The sequence below is a fragment of the Marinobacter sp. E2 genome (assembly GCF_055755345.1).
This window is the reverse complement of sequence record NZ_CM146911.1, coordinates 3,318,681-3,333,301: the sequence shown is the minus strand read 5'-3', so window position 1 is coordinate 3,333,301 and position 14,621 is coordinate 3,318,681. Positions and strand designations below refer to the sequence as shown.

The following is a 14,621-nucleotide window of genomic DNA, read 5'->3' as shown; positions in this document are numbered from 1 at the left end:
GCACGGCAATGGCCTGTTTTTGGAATTCGAAGGTGCCGGTGACCTTGTTGTACCCCAACCGCCGGTTTCGCGTATTGGCGCTGCTAACCGGTTTTACGACGTTCCAGGGCCAATCGATGACTGTCGGCGGCACTGGTGCGGGGCGTTTAATAACCATTGCATCAAGGCTTATAACCAGTATAGGGCTGAAGGGTTACCTTCGTGTAATTTTTTGTAACCGTGCGCGCCGATGCGAGATATGGAGCCGATGGGGCATGTCTGGCACAATGCGGAGTTCGGTTTTTACTTACCTCCACCACTTCTCCGGGGACGTTCGGGTTTGAGTCACGAGCAATCGCATCTCCTGTTGCCGTCGGATTCGGCCTGGCTGGCGCTGGAACGTCCGGACAACCCCATGACCATCACCGTCATGCTCCGGGTGGAAGATCTCACTGCGGAGCGCTTTCGGGAGTTCCTACAAATCTACTGGATGGCGTGGGAGCGATTCCGGTACCTGCCAGTTAAACGGGCACCGGGATGGTGGTGGCAGGCGGATCCCACCTTTGATGTCCGGCACCATCTCGATGTCGTACTGGATCGCTTCTCGCCCGATGCCCTTCGGGAGTGGGTCTCGGCCCGCCTGAACCAGCCGCTGCCCCTGTATCGCCCCCTGTGGAAATTCTGGCTGGCACCCAACGCCGAGGGCGGTGCCGCGTTGTTGCTGCGCATTCACCACTGTTACGCCGACGGTCTTTCACTGCTTGGCATCTTTGACCGTCTGTGCCCGCCATCACCCCGCCAGCATCCGGCCATCTATGGGGCACCTCAGGAGGCCGATCTGGCCCGGTGGACCGCCGCTGCGAAGGTCTGGCTTGAGCGACTGGTGGCTTCCGGCGGCGCCGGAGGGGCTTCGGAAGAGGTCGATTCAGAGCCGCAACCGACCGGGGGCAACCAGTGGCAGCAGGCCACTCGATTGCTCGAGCGCATGGGAGAGCAGGGCCTGAAACTGGTTCACGAATGCTCGGAGTTTCTGGTGCAACCGGATGATACCGAGAGTGACCTGAGGCGACCGCTGCTGGGTCGCCGCCACTGCCGATGGTCGCAGCCGGTTCCCCTGGCCCGTTTCCGGGACATCGCCAGGGCCACCAACGTCACCATCAACGATGTGTTGCTCAGCTGCGTGGCTGCGGCGGTAAGGACCCGCCTGGGCATTGACGGCGACGATCTCGAAGAAGCCATCCTGCACGCGGCGGTGCCAGTAGACATTCGCAGCCGGCTGCCCGGCGAGCTCCGGCCGGGCGCGGGCGAGTTGGGCAACTACTTCGGAACAGTGTTCGTGCCGCTGCCGGTGGATGGCGAGAGCCCCCTGGAACGGCTGTATCGCATCAAACACGAGACCCGTCGCCTGAAGAAAAGCTGGCAACCCGGCATTGCCTGGGGCCTGGCGGCGAGCGCCTCGGCGATCCCGGAACCCTGGCGGGAGCCGGTGGCGGATGTCTTCTACCGCAAGGCCAGCGCCGTGGTGTCCAATGTGCCGGGTACGCCCGAGCCTCGCTACATGGCCGGCTGCCGGATTACCGAACAGATGTTCTGGGTGCCCCAGGCCGGGGATATTGGCCTGGGCATCAGCATCGTCAGTTACGCCGGGCAGGTGCAGTTTGGTGTGGTGGCCGATGAAGCCGTGATGGCCGACCCGGAAGCCTTCCTTGATGACTGCCTGCAGGAGCTGGCCCGGTTTCCAGGCTAAAAACCGGCCAGGTCGTACTCCCAAAGTTTCATTCCCCATGCCTCCCAAATGAGCAGAAAACCTGCTCCCTCGAAGCATTTTCCCCTTCTGGTGCATCACCGACCATGGAATTCAGGCGACAGACCACGCCTGGAGCGCCCGGATGTCCCGGGTCTCCGATCCCAGATTTCCAAAAACAACCGGGGGAACTATGAAAAACAACAACTTCAGAAAGTCAGGGTTGGCCATCGCCATGGCCGCCGCCATGGGTGCCAGTACCGGCGCCAGCGCGGCCGTTGAACTGTATAACCAGGACGGCACCAGCTTTTCCGTGGACGGCTATTTCAACGCGTTCTATGTCAACCGTGACGACAAACTGAACGACGTGCGCGATTCGCGCATCAAGATGGGCTTTCTGCCCAACACCATCGGCTTCAACTTCAGCAAGGAGATGGGCGATCTGACCCTGGGGGGGCGCTCTTCCTTCTGGACCACGATTAACGACAGCCTGGATGCCCCGACTGACACCGCCATCGACGTGCGGCAGTTCTACGCCACGGTCGACGGCGATTTCGGCCAGGTGCTGATCGGTAAGGATTTCGGCCTCTACGCCCGCTCCAACATCTTCCTGGATGAGATCCTGATGGGCTTCGGTTCACCGGGTTTGGCTCCGGGTGGAGTGTCCTTTGGCAACATCCGTGCGGGCTACCCTTACCCGACGCCGTCTGCCCAGATTACCTACCGCTCGCCGGACATGAGTGGCCTGAAGGTTGCGGCCGGCGTGCTGGATCCTGCAAACACGGTAACGGGCGCCAACGATGAAAACTCAGCGCCTCGTTTCGAGTCCGAAATAACCTACAACGCCAACCTGAACAACGTGGCCCTCACCGGCTGGGTGAACGGTCGCTACCAGTCCGCCGAGAACGGCAACACCACGGTCGACAGCACTGGCCTTGGCTACGGTGTGAAGGCCTCAATGGCAGGTCTCACTCTGGCTGCATCAGGATTTACCTCAAAAGGTGACAATCCGATTCTGATCGTAAACGGTGCGGTGCCTGAAGACGATGCCGATGGCTTCCTCGTTCAGGGCTCCTACGCTTTTGGCGCCAACCGCATTGTGCTGTCCTACGGTGAGACCGATGCCGAGATTCTGAATCTTGAAACCGAAAACACCACCGTGGGCTTCTTCCATGATGTGAACAGCAACTTCAAGCTGGTTGCCGAATACAACATGTACGAAGACAACAACCGCACCACCGGTGCCACCACCACCGAGGCGGACACCATCGCCCTCGGCGCCATCGTGATGTTCTGAGCCAACAGGCGCTGCCGGTGGCAGGACGCCGCCGGTAGCGACCGTCGGTCTAAGACTAAAGTGCCGGTTTGCCACCCGTGAAACCGGCAGCGCCACCAGGCATTGATTCAGGAGGTTGTTTAATCAATGGCTTATGATCGTTTTGGCGCGCCTATTAAAAGCACTGAAGTCGCATTGGCTGGCGTTGCGGATGCCGTAGAATCGAAGAGAAATCATCGGTTCAAGGGATCGGCGTTCATGAAGCCAGCAACGACCCTGCCTGCGGTCCGGGTAGCGAGCTCTAACGTTCGAGATCCGATGTTGGCCGCTACCAATCTTGCCAGCCAGCTTAGCCACGAACACCTCGGCTGTGTGCTGTTTTTCTGTTCCGCCGAATACGACCTCGGGCGCCTTGGTATTGCGCTGGAGCACGTTTTTCAGGGAGTTCGGGTGTGCGGGTGCACCTCCGCTGGTGAAATCACTCCGGAGGGCTATGGCCGGGGCTGCATTACCGCCATTGGTTTTGACCGCCGCTATTTCGCCATCGACTGTGCGCTGATCCGCGAGCTGGACCGGTTTACCCTGCAGGATGCCCAGGGCGTGATCGATGGCCTGCTTGCAACCTGCCGCGATGCCCGGCTGGCGCCGATCAAGGGCAATACCTTTGCCATCACGCTGCTGGATGGGTTGTCCAGTCGAGAGGAACTGGTGCTGGCGACCCTGAATTCGGCCTTGGGCACCATTCCCCAGTTCGGCGGCTCCGCTGGCGATGACGAGCGTCTTGCCAATACCCATGTGTTCTACGAGGGCCAGTTTCACACCGGCGCCGCCACCGTGCTGCTGGTAAACACGCCGCTGGATTTCCGGGTGTTCTCCACCCATCACATGGTTGAACGTAACGAGAAGCTGGTCGTGACGGAAGCCTGCGCCGAGAGCCGCACCGTTTATGAACTGAATGCAGAACCGGCGGCCGAAGCCTATGCCCGCGCCGTGGGCGTGGATGTGAAGGACCTGGATCGCAAGGTATTTGCGCTCAGGCCCATGGGTGTGAAGATCGGCGGCCACTATTTTGTCCGCTCGGTACAGCGGGTGAATCCGGACAAGAGCCTGACGTTCTATTGCGCGGTGGAAACCGGCATCGTGATGACGGCCATGGCGCCAGAGTCGCTGCTCGACAGCGTCCGGGCCCAGATCGAGGCGTCCGAGCGGGTGGTGGGTCCGCCTTTGGTCACCATCGGTTGCGACTGTTTCCTGCGGCGCCTGGAAGCCGAACTGACCGGAGAAGTGGATGCGGTCTCGGAGTTCCTGCGGCATCACAAGGTAATCGGCTTCAACACCTACGGCGAACAGTTCGACGGCATGCACATCAACCAGACGTTCACGGGGGTGGTCATTGGCCAGCCTGATGTCCATTACGGACAAGACTGAACGCTCCGCCGGCGATGATCGGGACCGGCGCATTGCCGAACTCGAGGCCGAGAACGAACGACTCCGGCGGATTCGCGACGCGCTGATTGTGCGCGTGGAATCCGGCTCTGCCCACAAACCAGAGCCCTACGCTGCGTTTGAACACTCCGTTGTGCTGGCGGAGCAGGTGCGGGAGCGCACCGAGGCCCTGAACCAGGCCATGGACGAACTCAAGGGCAGCAACAAGGCCCTGAACCGGGCCCGGGAAGAGGCTGAAACCACCCGCCAGCGCCTCAGCGACGCCATTGAAAGCATCGCCGATGGCTTTGTGCTGTTCGATCGCCAGCACCGCCTGATCCAGAGCAACAGCCGGTTCCGCAGTTACTGGCGTCATTCCGGCCTGGAGGCACCCCAGGCCGGTACCTCCGTAACCGATGTAAAGGCCCAGGCGGTCAGCTCGGGACTCATTGTTGAGGAACACAGCCACCCGGACTCCGAGGGCGTGGTGTTCCTGCTCTCCAACGACCGCTGGGTCCAGATGACCGAGCGGCCCACCCGGGAAGGCGGCCTCGTGGTGCTCTACTCGGACATCACCGATGTCAAGAACAGCGAAATGGCGCGGCGCATCAAGGCCCTGGAAGAGAGTGAGCGCTGGATCCGGGTGGTGACCGACCACGTGCCCGCACTGATTGCCTATGTCGGTGCCGACATGACCATCCAGTTCTGCAACAAGGTCTATGAGAGCTGGTACGGCCGCCGGGGTGAATCGCCCCTGGGCAAGCGTCTGAACCAGATCCACTCGCCGGAGTTCTATCAGCGTCTGCTGCCGCAGATTCTCGAGGTGATGGACGGCAACAACGTAACCTTCGAGTTTGAGGAAACCGGCGAACTCGGGGACACCCGCTACATGCTGCGTTCCTACGTGCCCAATTTTGATGAGCAGGGCGATATCATAGGCTTTTTCGTGTTGATCCGTGATATCACTGATCGTCGCAAGACCGCGCTGGCCCTGGAACAGGCCTATGACAACCTGGAGCGGCGGGTGAAGGAACGCACGGCCGCACTGACCGGGCTCAACAACCAGCTGCGCCAGGAAATTACCGAGCGTGCGGCTGTGGAAGCCCGGTTGCGGGATGCCAAGCTGGAAGCCGAGCGGGCCAATCTTTCGAAAACCAAATTCCTGGCCGCAGTCAGTCACGACCTGCTGCAACCGCTGAACGCCGCCCGGCTGTTTACCAGTGCCCTGCTTGAGCAGTCCTTCGGTCCCAAGGCGGAAGGGCTGGTGCGCTCGGTGAGCACGTCTCTGGACGATGTGGAAAATCTGCTGGGGACCCTGGTGGATATTTCCAAACTCGACGCCGGGGTGATCAAACCCGACGTCACGGCCTTTGACCTGCGGGACCTGCTCAACAACATTGCCCGGGAATTCCGGCAGATGGCCATGGCTGAGGGGTTACAGCTGGATTTTGTGGCCAGTTCGGCAATCGTGGAATCCGACTCACAGCTGCTGGCGAGAATACTCCGGAACTTCCTCACCAACGCCATCCGCTACACCGGCGATGGCCGTATCCTGCTGGGTTGCCGGCGGCGGAAAGACCACGTTCTGTTGCAGGTCTGGGACACGGGCCCGGGGATTCCGGAGGACAAGCTCACCGAGATCTTCCAGGAGTTCAAGCGCATTCGCCCGGCCGGCTCGCAGCCCGACAAGGGGCTTGGCCTCGGACTGGCGATCGTCGACAAGATCTCGCGGATGCTAGGCCATGAGGTAACGGTGTCCTCACTAGAGGGCAAAGGTTCGGTGTTCAGCGTCCGGGTGCCGATTGGCCGACTCAAGCCCAGGCAACCGTCCGCCGACCAGGACAGGGCGCTGACATTCAATGCCGGGCTGGGTGGCGCCCGCATCTGGGTAATCGATAATGACCGGTCTATCTGCGAGGGCATGAAAACCCTGCTGGAAGGTTGGGACTGCCAGGTGGTGACGGCGGTGTCGCTGGACGATCTTGAGCGCCAGTTGAACCCGGCCACCGGGGCGGTGGACCTGATACTGGCCGATTACCATCTTGATAACGATGAGAACGGCGTGGATGTGGTGGCGCGGATCAATGGCCGCCGCCGCTGCCCGGCCCCGGTGGTCATGATCACCGCCAACTACACCAATGAGCTCAAGCAGCATATCCGCGAGTTGGGGTATCTGTTGATGAACAAGCCGGTGAAGCCCCTTAAGTTACGCAGTGCGTTGAGTCATCTACTTAGAAGCTGAGACTGACGATAGGTGTCGGATTACGGCTGCGCCTAATCCGACCTACGCGGGGATGAGTACTCAAAAGGTAGGTCGGATTAGCCAACGGCGTAATCCGACAACCACTGCGCGGGGATGATTGCTCAAAAAGGTAGGTCGGATTAGCCAACGGCGTAATCCGACAAACCCGCAACCTTACCGCTTCAGATACTGACTGAAATCCACATCGCTGGCAGACAGTATCGCCTGCACCCGGTTATGCACGCCGAGCTTGCGCAGTATGGCCGAGACATGGGCCTTCACGGTGGTCTCGGCAATGTTCAGGTTGTAGGCAATCTGCTTGTTGGATTCGCCTTTGGACATGCGCTCCAGCACCAGCAGCTGGCGGCGTGTCAGGGAATTGAGCAGCTCCGGTGAAATCGGATTGTCTTCGTGCCGGCTCCGGCGGCTGTTGCTTTCCTTGCCGGTACGGATGATGTCGGACGGCAGGTACACGTTGCCGTTCAGGATCTGCTGTATGGCCTCGGTCATCTGGGCCCGGGGCGAGGATTTGGTGATAAAGCCGCAGGCGCCGTAGGTAATGGCCTGCAGCACAACCTGCTTGTCTTCCTCGGCGGAGACAATGACCACGGGAATGGTCGGTGCCTCATTGCGCAGGCTGATCAGGCCATTAAGACCGTGCATGCCCGGCATGTTCAGGTCCAGCAGAATCAGATCCAGATCGTCATTGTCGCGGGTTATGTCCAGGGCGCTGTCCAGATCAGCGGTCTCGATGATCTCACTGCCCTCGAAACCGGACGCTATGACACTGCTGATGGCCTCCCGGAACAGCGGGTGGTCGTCGGCAATCAGGATCTTGTAAGCCGGCTCCATGGATGCGTTTACCTGTTTGTTGTCAGTATCGGGGATGGCTTCTGAACCATGATAGCGGTTTTCAGAGGTGTGTTGGCGGTTTTTGGGCGCGGAGAGTTCGGCAGAGGGTACGGCATCGAGCTCGTTAAGCATGGCGGCCTCCTGTGCAGAGAATCCCCGGTAACGGACCTGATTCCCTGGTTATTATTGCGATGGTTTCATTACACGCCATCTTGGTCTCCGGTTGAATGCGACCATCGCACCAAAAAACAGGCACCAAAGTACTATTCTTGCCGGCCTGTGGGCTTCGTATCGTGGTTTTATGAGCCTGCATCCAACAACAACGCCTGTGTCCCGAATCTCTCTCGCCGATCTCTGGTTCGCGAAGGGAATGGCCGCTCTGCTGTGTCTTCTCCTGAGTCTTGCCGGCAGTGTCCAGGCCCGGGAAGCCGCGTCTGGTCTTCCCCTACTGTCTGTCAGCGTGCTGCAGTTTGGCACGGCGCATTGGGAACTGGATCACATCCTTCACCGTGGGTTGGACCGTGCGCACGGCTACCGGCTGGTGCTGCAGCCGGTCGCCAACCTGCCGGCCTCCAGGCTGGCGGTGACCAGTGGCTCGGTGAATGGCGCCGTGGCCGACCTGCTGTGGGCGCAGTCGCGGTTCGAGGCGGGCACTCCCTATCTTTATCTGCCGTTTTCGTCCCAGATCGGCGAGATCGTGGTCGCGGAGTCCTCGCCAATCCTCTCGGTCGCCGATCTGGCGGGCAAGCGCATTGGTGTCGCCGGTGGGCCGGACAGCAAGGGCTGGATTCTGCTCAAAAAAGTCGCGCAGCAGCAGGGCATTGACCTGGAAGCCTCTGCGCAGATCCAGTATGCCGCGCCGCCGCTGTTGAGCCAGGCGCTCATGCGGGGGCAGGTGGATGTGATTGTTACCTACTGGCATTTCGCCGCCCGGCTCACGGGCGAGGGCGGCTGGCGGTCGGCGTTCGGCATGGCGGACCTGCTGACAGAGCTGAAACTGGATCGCAATTTGCCGGTGCTCGGGTACGTTTTCCCGGCGGCGTGGGCGAGCAAGCATCGGTCACTGATCGATGGGTTCGCAGCCTCCCTGGCCGAGGCCAAAGCCGAGCTGGCGGCCGGCGAAGGACCATGGCAGAGGCTGCGGCCATTGATGGGGCATCCCGGGGAGGGCGTATTCACGGCATTGCGGGAGGGCTTTGTCGCCGGCACTCCGGCCCCGCAAACGGCCCCGCGAATTGCCGATCTGCAGCGTTTGATGACCCTCACCGGCGCCGATCCGGACAACCTTATGCCGGCCAACCTGTTTTACCGGAGGCAGCCGTGAAAGGCCGCGCCGGCCGCCCGCCGCTCTGGAGCTACTGGATCGTTCTGCCATCGTTTGTCGTGATCTGGGCATTGGTGGCCTGGCAGTTTCAGTCGCCCTTGTTGCCAACGCCCCTGAACGTTCTGGACACCCTGATTCGTGAATCGGCGACGGGCGAGCTCTGGCATCATCTGGGCGCGACCCTCGCGCGCGTGGTGATCGCCTTTATCCTGGCCATGGTCATTGGCACCGCCATCGGCATCGTCATGGGGCGGTCGCAAACCACCAATGCCCTGTTCGACCCCTTGCTGGTGCTGCTGCTGAATCTGCCGGCCCTGGTCACCATCATCCTGATGTACGTGTGGTTTGGCCTGGTGGAAGTAGCCGCGGTGATGGCGGTGGTGATCAACAAGGTTCCGAATGTTGCGGTCACCGTGCGGGAGGGCGCCCGCAGCCTCGACCACCGGCTGGAGGAAATGGCCACCGTTTATCGGTTCACCCGCTGGCAACGGCTGCGGGAAGTGTGGATGCCGCAGCTGTTCCCCTACCTGATGGCCGCAACCCGGGGCGGGTTGGCCCTGATCTGGAAAATCGTGCTGGTGGTGGAACTTCTGGGTCGCTCCAGCGGCGTCGGTTTCCAGCTGCACATGGCCTTTCAGGTGTTCGACGTGGCTGCCATCCTCGCCTACAGCCTGGCCTTTATCGTTGTGGTTCAACTCATTGAGCTGGCCATCCTCCAGCCTCTCGAACGCAGGTCCAGTCGCTGGCGTCAGCCGGAGGTGGCACATGCTTGAGCTGAGAATAGAGGGTCGCAGTTTTGGCTTGCCGGTGCTTGGGGAGGTGTTCTCTACCATCAACCGCGGTGACCGCATTTGCCTCCTTGGTCCTTCAGGCATTGGCAAAACGACCTTGCTAAACGCCATCGCCGGACTCGATCAGTCGTTGCAAGGTCCTGCTGTTGTTGGAAGAGAAAAGCTGCGGATCGGCTATCTGTTTCAGGAACATCGGTTGCTACCTTGGCGGACCTTGATGGCCAACCTAAAACTTGTGGGTGCCAGCGAGGCAGAAGCTCAGAAACTTCTGACTGACGTTGGACTGCAGGACTATGCCAGTTATTTGCCCGACCAGCTGTCACTTGGCATGGCCCGACGAGCAGCCCTCGCACGCTGCCTGGCAGTAAAACCGGATCTGCTGCTGCTTGATGAGCCCTTTGCCTCTCTGGATCCGGTGATGGCCAGCGACCTGAAACTATTGATCGCCAGCATTCTGGACGACCATCCAGATATGGCCATGATCTGTGTGACGCACGATGGCCAGGATGTGGAAATTTTGGCGAACCGGCTTTGGTATCTAGACGGCAAGCCGGCTCGGTTGCGATGGGATAATCATGTTGGTGTGTCGGGGTTGATTGGGGGGGTGCTCCGGCGGCTTCGTGGCGAATCAGAGGGTGCGTCGTAGTGAAACCTTTTAAACCCCCGGAGGCATTTATGAAACTCCAATACGCTAGAAAATTGACAGTCATGGCCGTGAGTTTTTGGCTGTTGCCTTCGTTTGCCCTGTATGCAGACGAATCGGAACAGCAAATGGGCGTGGCTCGCGAGATGGTTCAAGTGCTTGAGGCCTATGCTGTTTATAAGATGGGCCAGTATGATCTGGCTTTCGAGCGCTACCAGACGCTTGCAGAATCGGGAAGCCACCAGGGAATCTACAATCTGGCGAATATGTACGCGAATGGTTTGGGTGTGGAGCAAAGTGATGCCAAGGCATTCGAGTGGTATTTGAAAGGTGCAAAAGCCGGCGACAGACTATGTATGCATGCAGTGGCACAAGCTTATGCTCAGGGCATAGGCACCGAAGCAGACCCGATCTTGGCCGATTTTTGGCGAGCAAAGGCAGCATTGGAATCTGATGAGTAACGCTGATCTCCCGGGTTATGAGTTTGCCAGTATCCTGGTGCGCTGAGGTTTAAACCCGGCCGTCGCGAGCAGGGATAAGACGACAGTCACCGTTGCTGTAATGCCATAGGCCACCGGATTCCATTCCAGATACAGTGAGAATCGTATCGCTTCAACGGCGTGGGTAAACGGATTGAACTGGCAGATCCAGTACAGCCAGGGACTGGCTTCGTTCATGCGCCAAAGCGGATAGAGCGCCGAGGACATGAAGAACATCGGGAAGATGACAAAGTTCATCACCCCGGCAAAATTCTCCAGTTGCTTGATCCAGGTGGCGATCAGCAGCCCCAGAGCACCCAGCATCAGGCTGGTAAGGATCAGCGCCGGCAGCACCGCCAGGTAACCCCACAGCGGCGGCTCCACATCCACCAGCAGCGCCAGCAGCAGGAACACATACACCTGGCCAATGGACACAACCCCCATGGCCAGGAGTTTGGTCACCAGCAGGAAGGGTCGTGGAAGGGGGCTCATCAGCAGTACCCGCATGCTGCCCAGCTCCCGGTCGTACACCATCGACAGCGCGCCCTGCATGCTGTTGAACAGGATGATCATGCCGCACAGGCCGGGAGCGATGTAGGTCTCGTACGTGATGTAGGTGTCATAGGGCGGGATGATGGAAATACCCAGCACCGCCCGGAAACCGGCGGCAAACACCACCAGCCACAGCAGTGGCCGAACCAGAGCGCTGGCAAAACGGGTGCGCTGTTGCCAGAAGCGCAGCCATTCCCGCGTCTGGATGCCGATAAAACAGTGCCAGTAATGCGCGGGTTTCATATCAGCCGGCTCCGGTCAGGGCATGGAAAGTTTCGGCCAGATCGCGGGTACCTTCTGCCTCGCAGATGGCCTGGCCGTTGCCGTCGGCCAGCAGCTGGCCCTGATGCAGGATCAGCACCCGGTCGTCGGCACGGACTTCCTCAATCAGGTGGGTGGCCCAGAGCACGGTCAGTCCGTCTTCATCGCACAGGGTCCGAACGTGCTCGTTGAGGGCCTTGCGGCTTGCCACGTCCAGGCCCACCGTGGGTTCGTCGAGCAATAGTAGCGAGGGCTCATGCAGCAGGGCGCGGGCGATTTCCACCCGCCGGCGGTGGCCGCCGTTGAGCTGGCGGACGGCGTCGTTGGCCCGGTCCAGTAGTTCGAAGCGTTCCAGCTCCCGGTCACCCCGGGCCCTGGCTTGCTTGCGGGACAACCCGTGCAGGGCGGCGTGATACTGCAGGTTCTGGCGAACGGTCAGGTCCAGGTCCAAGGCATTCTGCTGGAACACCACGCCGATCTGGCGCATGGCCTCGGCCGGCTGCTTTTTCAGGGATTGGCCGCCCAGCCGAATATCGCCCTGCTGCAGGGCCAGAAGCCGTGTGAGCAGCCCGAACAGGGTAGACTTGCCGGCGCCGTTGGGCCCGAGCAGGGCGTGAAAACGGCCAGAGGTCAGCGCGAAGCTGACCTCCCGGAGCACTGGCTTGTCGCCGTAGCGAAAGCCGAGGTTGCTCGCTTCGATGGTCATGACGTCGGGTCGATGACCACACCCCAGGGGTAGCGGCCTACCTTGATGGATTTGATGACCTTCAGGTCCTCCACATCGATCACCGACACATCGCCAGAGACGCCGTTGGTGGTGTACAGGTGCTTCTCGTCCTTGTCCAGATCCAGCTGCCAGACCCGGCTGCCCACCAGCAGGTAATCCAGCACCTCGTAGGTCTGGGCATCCACCACCGCCACATGATTGGAGGGGCCCAGCGCCACGAAGGCGTACTTGCCATCGGACGTCAGTTCAATGCCCACCGGCTGCACCCGGTCCTGATTCACGCCCGGCACCTTGAAGGACATCTCGTGGATCTGTTCCAGGTTGTCGACGTCAATGATGTGCACGGTGCCGCCGATTTCTGCGGAGGCCCAGGCAATCTTGCTGTCTTTGGTGAACTCCACGTGGCGCGGGCGCTGGCCGACCACGATGTTTTTCTCGATCTCGAAGGTTTCGGTGTTGATCCAGTGCAGCATGCTGGTGGTTTCCGAGGTGTTCACCGCCCACTTGCCGTCCGGGCTCACCGCCATGCCTTCGGGTTCGATGCCGACGTCGATCTGCGCCAGCACCTCCTTGGTCTCCACATCCACCACCGTGACGATGGCATCGTCCTCGTTGGCGATATACAGGTGCTTGTTGTTCGGGTGCAGTGCAAACTGCTCGGGGTCCTCCCCGGAGGGCAGGGTGTCCACGATCTTGCGGGTGGCCAGGTCCAGTACCTGCACCGTGTCGTCGTCACTGGCGCAGATATAGAGCTTGGTGTAGTCCTTGGAGAGCAGAATGCCCCGGGGGCGCTGGCCGACATCGATGGTTTCAATCACTTCCTGGGTTTCGGTATCGATCACCGACAGGGTGTTGTCCTTCTCGTTGGAGACATAGGCCACGCTGGCCAGAGCCGGTGTCGACAGACCAATCATGGCAGCCAGGGCCGTGCGCTTGATCAGGGTTTTCATCTTTTAGCTCCTTCTTGTTTTAAACGTTCGTAGCCGCTGGGTCAGCCGTTGATCCGGCACTCGCTCTCGGGCCGGTCAAAGCCGAGGGTGTCCAGTTCGGTATTCGGGTGCAGGAAGCCTTCGAACGGGGCGGTCGCCACCAGCCCTCTCGGATGCACCAGCGGAATGGGTTGGCGCATCTGGCCGTTCCAGTCCCGGAAAGTAACCTTGCGGCCCTTGAAGGCGGCCAGTTGGAATTCGTCGCTGAACAGGAAGTTCCGGATCTCAGTTGGATTTGCGGAATTCAGGTCGGTCACGGCAGTACCGATGGCGCGAATGGCTGCCCAGGCGGCGTAGTCTTCGCTGTTCATGTTCCGATCGGCCAGTTCGCGGAACCGGTTCTGCAGTTGCGCTGCGCCCCAGCTCTCCACTACCCGGTGCCAGGTGACCGGCGACATGCCCTGGGTGCCCACCACCGGGCGTGGCAGCCAGGTGTTGAATGGCACGTACTCGCCAAAATCGCCCCGCACATCGGCCACCACCACCGCGTCGTAATCGCTGGCCTGGGTGAAAAGGGGCAACTCTTTCGAGGCGGTGCGACGCAGGTCGGCATCAAAGGTCCAGGGCTTGTCTTCGACGATCTCCAGCCCGAAGCGCTTGGCCGAACGGCGGAAGGCGTCCGCCCAGCCCTTGTCGGCCTCGGTGGGGCCGGTAATCAAGAACACCTCATCCCAGCGTCGCTGGTTCAGCCACTGGCCGAGGGCATCGGTAAGCATCGAATAGCTGGGCATGGTGTGCAGCAGGTTCACGTGGCACTGGCCGGTGCGCAGGGCATCGTCTTTGGCCCCGGCGTTGAAGATCAGAGTGTTGTCGCCGGCCTTTTCGGTGAGGATTTTCAGTGTTGAGGCAGGCGCGTTCACCACGAATAGCTCCAAGCCGTTCTCGCGCATTGAATCAAAGGCCGCGATGGCCGCTTCTTCGGTATCCGCAACATTGCTTTGGAGTGAGTAGGTCTGGCCCAGAAACTTGCCGGTGGTGCTGTTGTCGTTGATGGCCAGTTCGGCGCCCCGCAGACCGGCGTCCTCAGGTTCCGGGATCACATTGGAAAGCACCGGGCCCTGGTCGGGCACCCACTGCAGGTAGCCAATCCGCACGTCCAGCGATTCCGCTTTCAACGGGGTTGCTGCTACCAGGGCAATCAGTGATGTCGCCGCTGTCCGGGTGAGAAAAGACATGGGATTCTCCGGTTTGTTGTTGTGCTTCCAGCTTAGAGAAGGGAAAAAGTCCCGGAAATATTCAGAAAGTAGGAAAGTGGCGGTACTAAAGAACTATTCCGGTGAAATCTGGCGGCTTTAGCATGGATGTAGAGACGCTAAGTACCCGCAACGGATAACAAC

Annotated in this window: 13 protein-coding genes; 8 read left to right on the top strand and 5 right to left on the bottom strand. The window is 60.4% G+C overall.

Translation table 11 applies throughout. The features are described from left to right. Positions 1-319 precede the first annotated feature (319 nt). The 4 genes from AC0J1C_RS15215 (at position 320) to AC0J1C_RS15200 (ending at position 6,666) form a co-directional block, all read left to right on the top strand. Entirely contained in the window at positions 320-1,726 is a 1,407-nt protein-coding gene (locus AC0J1C_RS15215; protein WP_473044619.1) for a WS/DGAT domain-containing protein, read from the top strand. Positions 1,727-1,916: 190 nt separating this feature from the next. Further along, positions 1,917-3,020: a porin gene (locus tag AC0J1C_RS15210; RefSeq protein WP_375183791.1), complete on the top strand. Its 1,104-nt coding sequence runs from the start codon at positions 1,917-1,919 to the stop codon at positions 3,018-3,020. A 237-nt stretch (positions 3,021-3,257) separates the two neighbouring features. Continuing rightward, positions 3,258-4,427, top strand: a complete 1,170-nt coding sequence (gene nosP, locus AC0J1C_RS15205; protein WP_473044618.1) for a nitric oxide-sensing protein NosP — start codon at positions 3,258-3,260, stop codon at positions 4,425-4,427. Continuing rightward, positions 4,405-6,666, top strand: coding sequence for a hybrid sensor histidine kinase/response regulator (locus AC0J1C_RS15200; protein WP_473044617.1), 2,262 nt, complete (start codon positions 4,405-4,407; stop codon positions 6,664-6,666). Before nosP ends, AC0J1C_RS15200 begins: the two co-directional genes overlap by 23 nt. Positions 6,667-6,840: 174 nt before the next feature. Here the strand turns inward: AC0J1C_RS15200 and AC0J1C_RS15195 are convergent, their stop codons facing one another. Further along, on the bottom strand, positions 6,841-7,518 hold the full coding sequence (locus AC0J1C_RS15195; protein WP_091990912.1) for a response regulator: 678 nt from the start codon (positions 7,516-7,518) through the stop codon (positions 6,841-6,843). A gap of 370 nt (positions 7,519-7,888) precedes the next feature. Between AC0J1C_RS15195 and AC0J1C_RS15190 the strand changes: the two genes are divergently transcribed. Genes AC0J1C_RS15190 through AC0J1C_RS15175 form a run of 4 tightly spaced genes read left to right on the top strand, consistent with a single transcriptional unit; the run spans position 7,889 to position 10,737 of the window. Then, positions 7,889-8,842, top strand: a complete 954-nt coding sequence (locus tag AC0J1C_RS15190) for an ABC transporter substrate-binding protein (protein WP_473046568.1) — start codon at positions 7,889-7,891, stop codon at positions 8,840-8,842. Next, entirely contained in the window at positions 8,839-9,615 is a 777-nt protein-coding gene (locus tag AC0J1C_RS15185; protein WP_473044616.1) for an ABC transporter permease, read from the top strand. Before AC0J1C_RS15190 ends, AC0J1C_RS15185 begins: the two co-directional genes overlap by 4 nt. Beyond that, positions 9,608-10,279 (top strand): ATP-binding cassette domain-containing protein, encoded by a 672-nt coding sequence (locus AC0J1C_RS15180; protein WP_305896373.1) that lies wholly within the window; start codon positions 9,608-9,610, stop codon positions 10,277-10,279. The genes AC0J1C_RS15185 and AC0J1C_RS15180 overlap by 8 nt, the downstream gene beginning before the upstream one ends. A 29-nt stretch (positions 10,280-10,308) precedes the next feature. Beyond that, a complete protein-coding gene (locus tag AC0J1C_RS15175) occupies positions 10,309-10,737 on the top strand; it encodes a tetratricopeptide repeat protein (RefSeq protein WP_286816414.1) in 429 nt (142 codons plus the stop codon). Positions 10,738-10,752: 15 nt separating this feature from the next. On the opposite strand, the gene AC0J1C_RS15170 is transcribed toward AC0J1C_RS15175, so the two are convergent. Genes AC0J1C_RS15170 through AC0J1C_RS15155 form a run of 4 tightly spaced genes read right to left on the bottom strand, consistent with a single transcriptional unit; the run spans position 10,753 to position 14,459 of the window. Next, positions 10,753-11,550: an ABC transporter permease gene (locus tag AC0J1C_RS15170; RefSeq protein WP_473044615.1), complete on the bottom strand. Its 798-nt coding sequence runs from the start codon at positions 11,548-11,550 to the stop codon at positions 10,753-10,755. Between the two features lies 1 nt (position 11,551). Further along, positions 11,552-12,274 carry an ABC transporter ATP-binding protein gene (locus tag AC0J1C_RS15165; protein WP_473044614.1) on the bottom strand — a complete coding sequence of 241 codons (723 nt, stop codon included), beginning with the start codon at positions 12,272-12,274 and terminating at the stop codon, positions 11,552-11,554. After that, complete coding sequence (locus AC0J1C_RS15160; protein ID WP_473044613.1) at positions 12,271-13,245, bottom strand: YVTN family beta-propeller repeat protein; 975 nt, start codon at positions 13,243-13,245, stop codon at positions 12,271-12,273. The genes AC0J1C_RS15165 and AC0J1C_RS15160 overlap by 4 nt, the downstream gene beginning before the upstream one ends. Before the next feature lie 41 nt (positions 13,246-13,286). Then, complete coding sequence (locus AC0J1C_RS15155) at positions 13,287-14,459, bottom strand: ABC transporter substrate-binding protein (protein ID WP_473044612.1); 1,173 nt, start codon at positions 14,457-14,459, stop codon at positions 13,287-13,289. Between the last annotated feature and the right edge of the window lie 162 nt (positions 14,460-14,621).

Bases quoted from the DNA above. Each gene is read 5' to 3' on its own strand.
- AC0J1C_RS15175 (WP_286816414.1), top strand. From the start codon at position 10,309: ATGAAACTCCAATACGCTAGAAAATTGACAGTCATGGCCGTGAGTTTT.
- AC0J1C_RS15200 (WP_473044617.1), top strand. From the start codon at position 4,405: ATGTCCATTACGGACAAGACTGAACGCTCCGCCGGCGATGATCGGGAC.
- AC0J1C_RS15210 (WP_375183791.1), top strand. From the start codon at position 1,917: ATGAAAAACAACAACTTCAGAAAGTCAGGGTTGGCCATCGCCATGGCC.
- AC0J1C_RS15195 (WP_091990912.1), bottom strand. From the start codon at position 7,518: ATGGAGCCGGCTTACAAGATCCTGATTGCCGACGACCACCCGCTGTTC.
- AC0J1C_RS15190 (WP_473046568.1), top strand. From the start codon at position 7,889: ATGGCCGCTCTGCTGTGTCTTCTCCTGAGTCTTGCCGGCAGTGTCCAG.
- nosP (WP_473044618.1), top strand. From the start codon at position 3,258: ATGAAGCCAGCAACGACCCTGCCTGCGGTCCGGGTAGCGAGCTCTAAC.
- AC0J1C_RS15155 (WP_473044612.1), bottom strand. From the start codon at position 14,459: ATGTCTTTTCTCACCCGGACAGCGGCGACATCACTGATTGCCCTGGTA.
- AC0J1C_RS15170 (WP_473044615.1), bottom strand. From the start codon at position 11,550: ATGAAACCCGCGCATTACTGGCACTGTTTTATCGGCATCCAGACGCGG.
- AC0J1C_RS15165 (WP_473044614.1), bottom strand. From the start codon at position 12,274: ATGACCATCGAAGCGAGCAACCTCGGCTTTCGCTACGGCGACAAGCCA.
- AC0J1C_RS15180 (WP_305896373.1), top strand. From the start codon at position 9,608: ATGCTTGAGCTGAGAATAGAGGGTCGCAGTTTTGGCTTGCCGGTGCTT.
- AC0J1C_RS15160 (WP_473044613.1), bottom strand. From the start codon at position 13,245: ATGAAAACCCTGATCAAGCGCACGGCCCTGGCTGCCATGATTGGTCTG.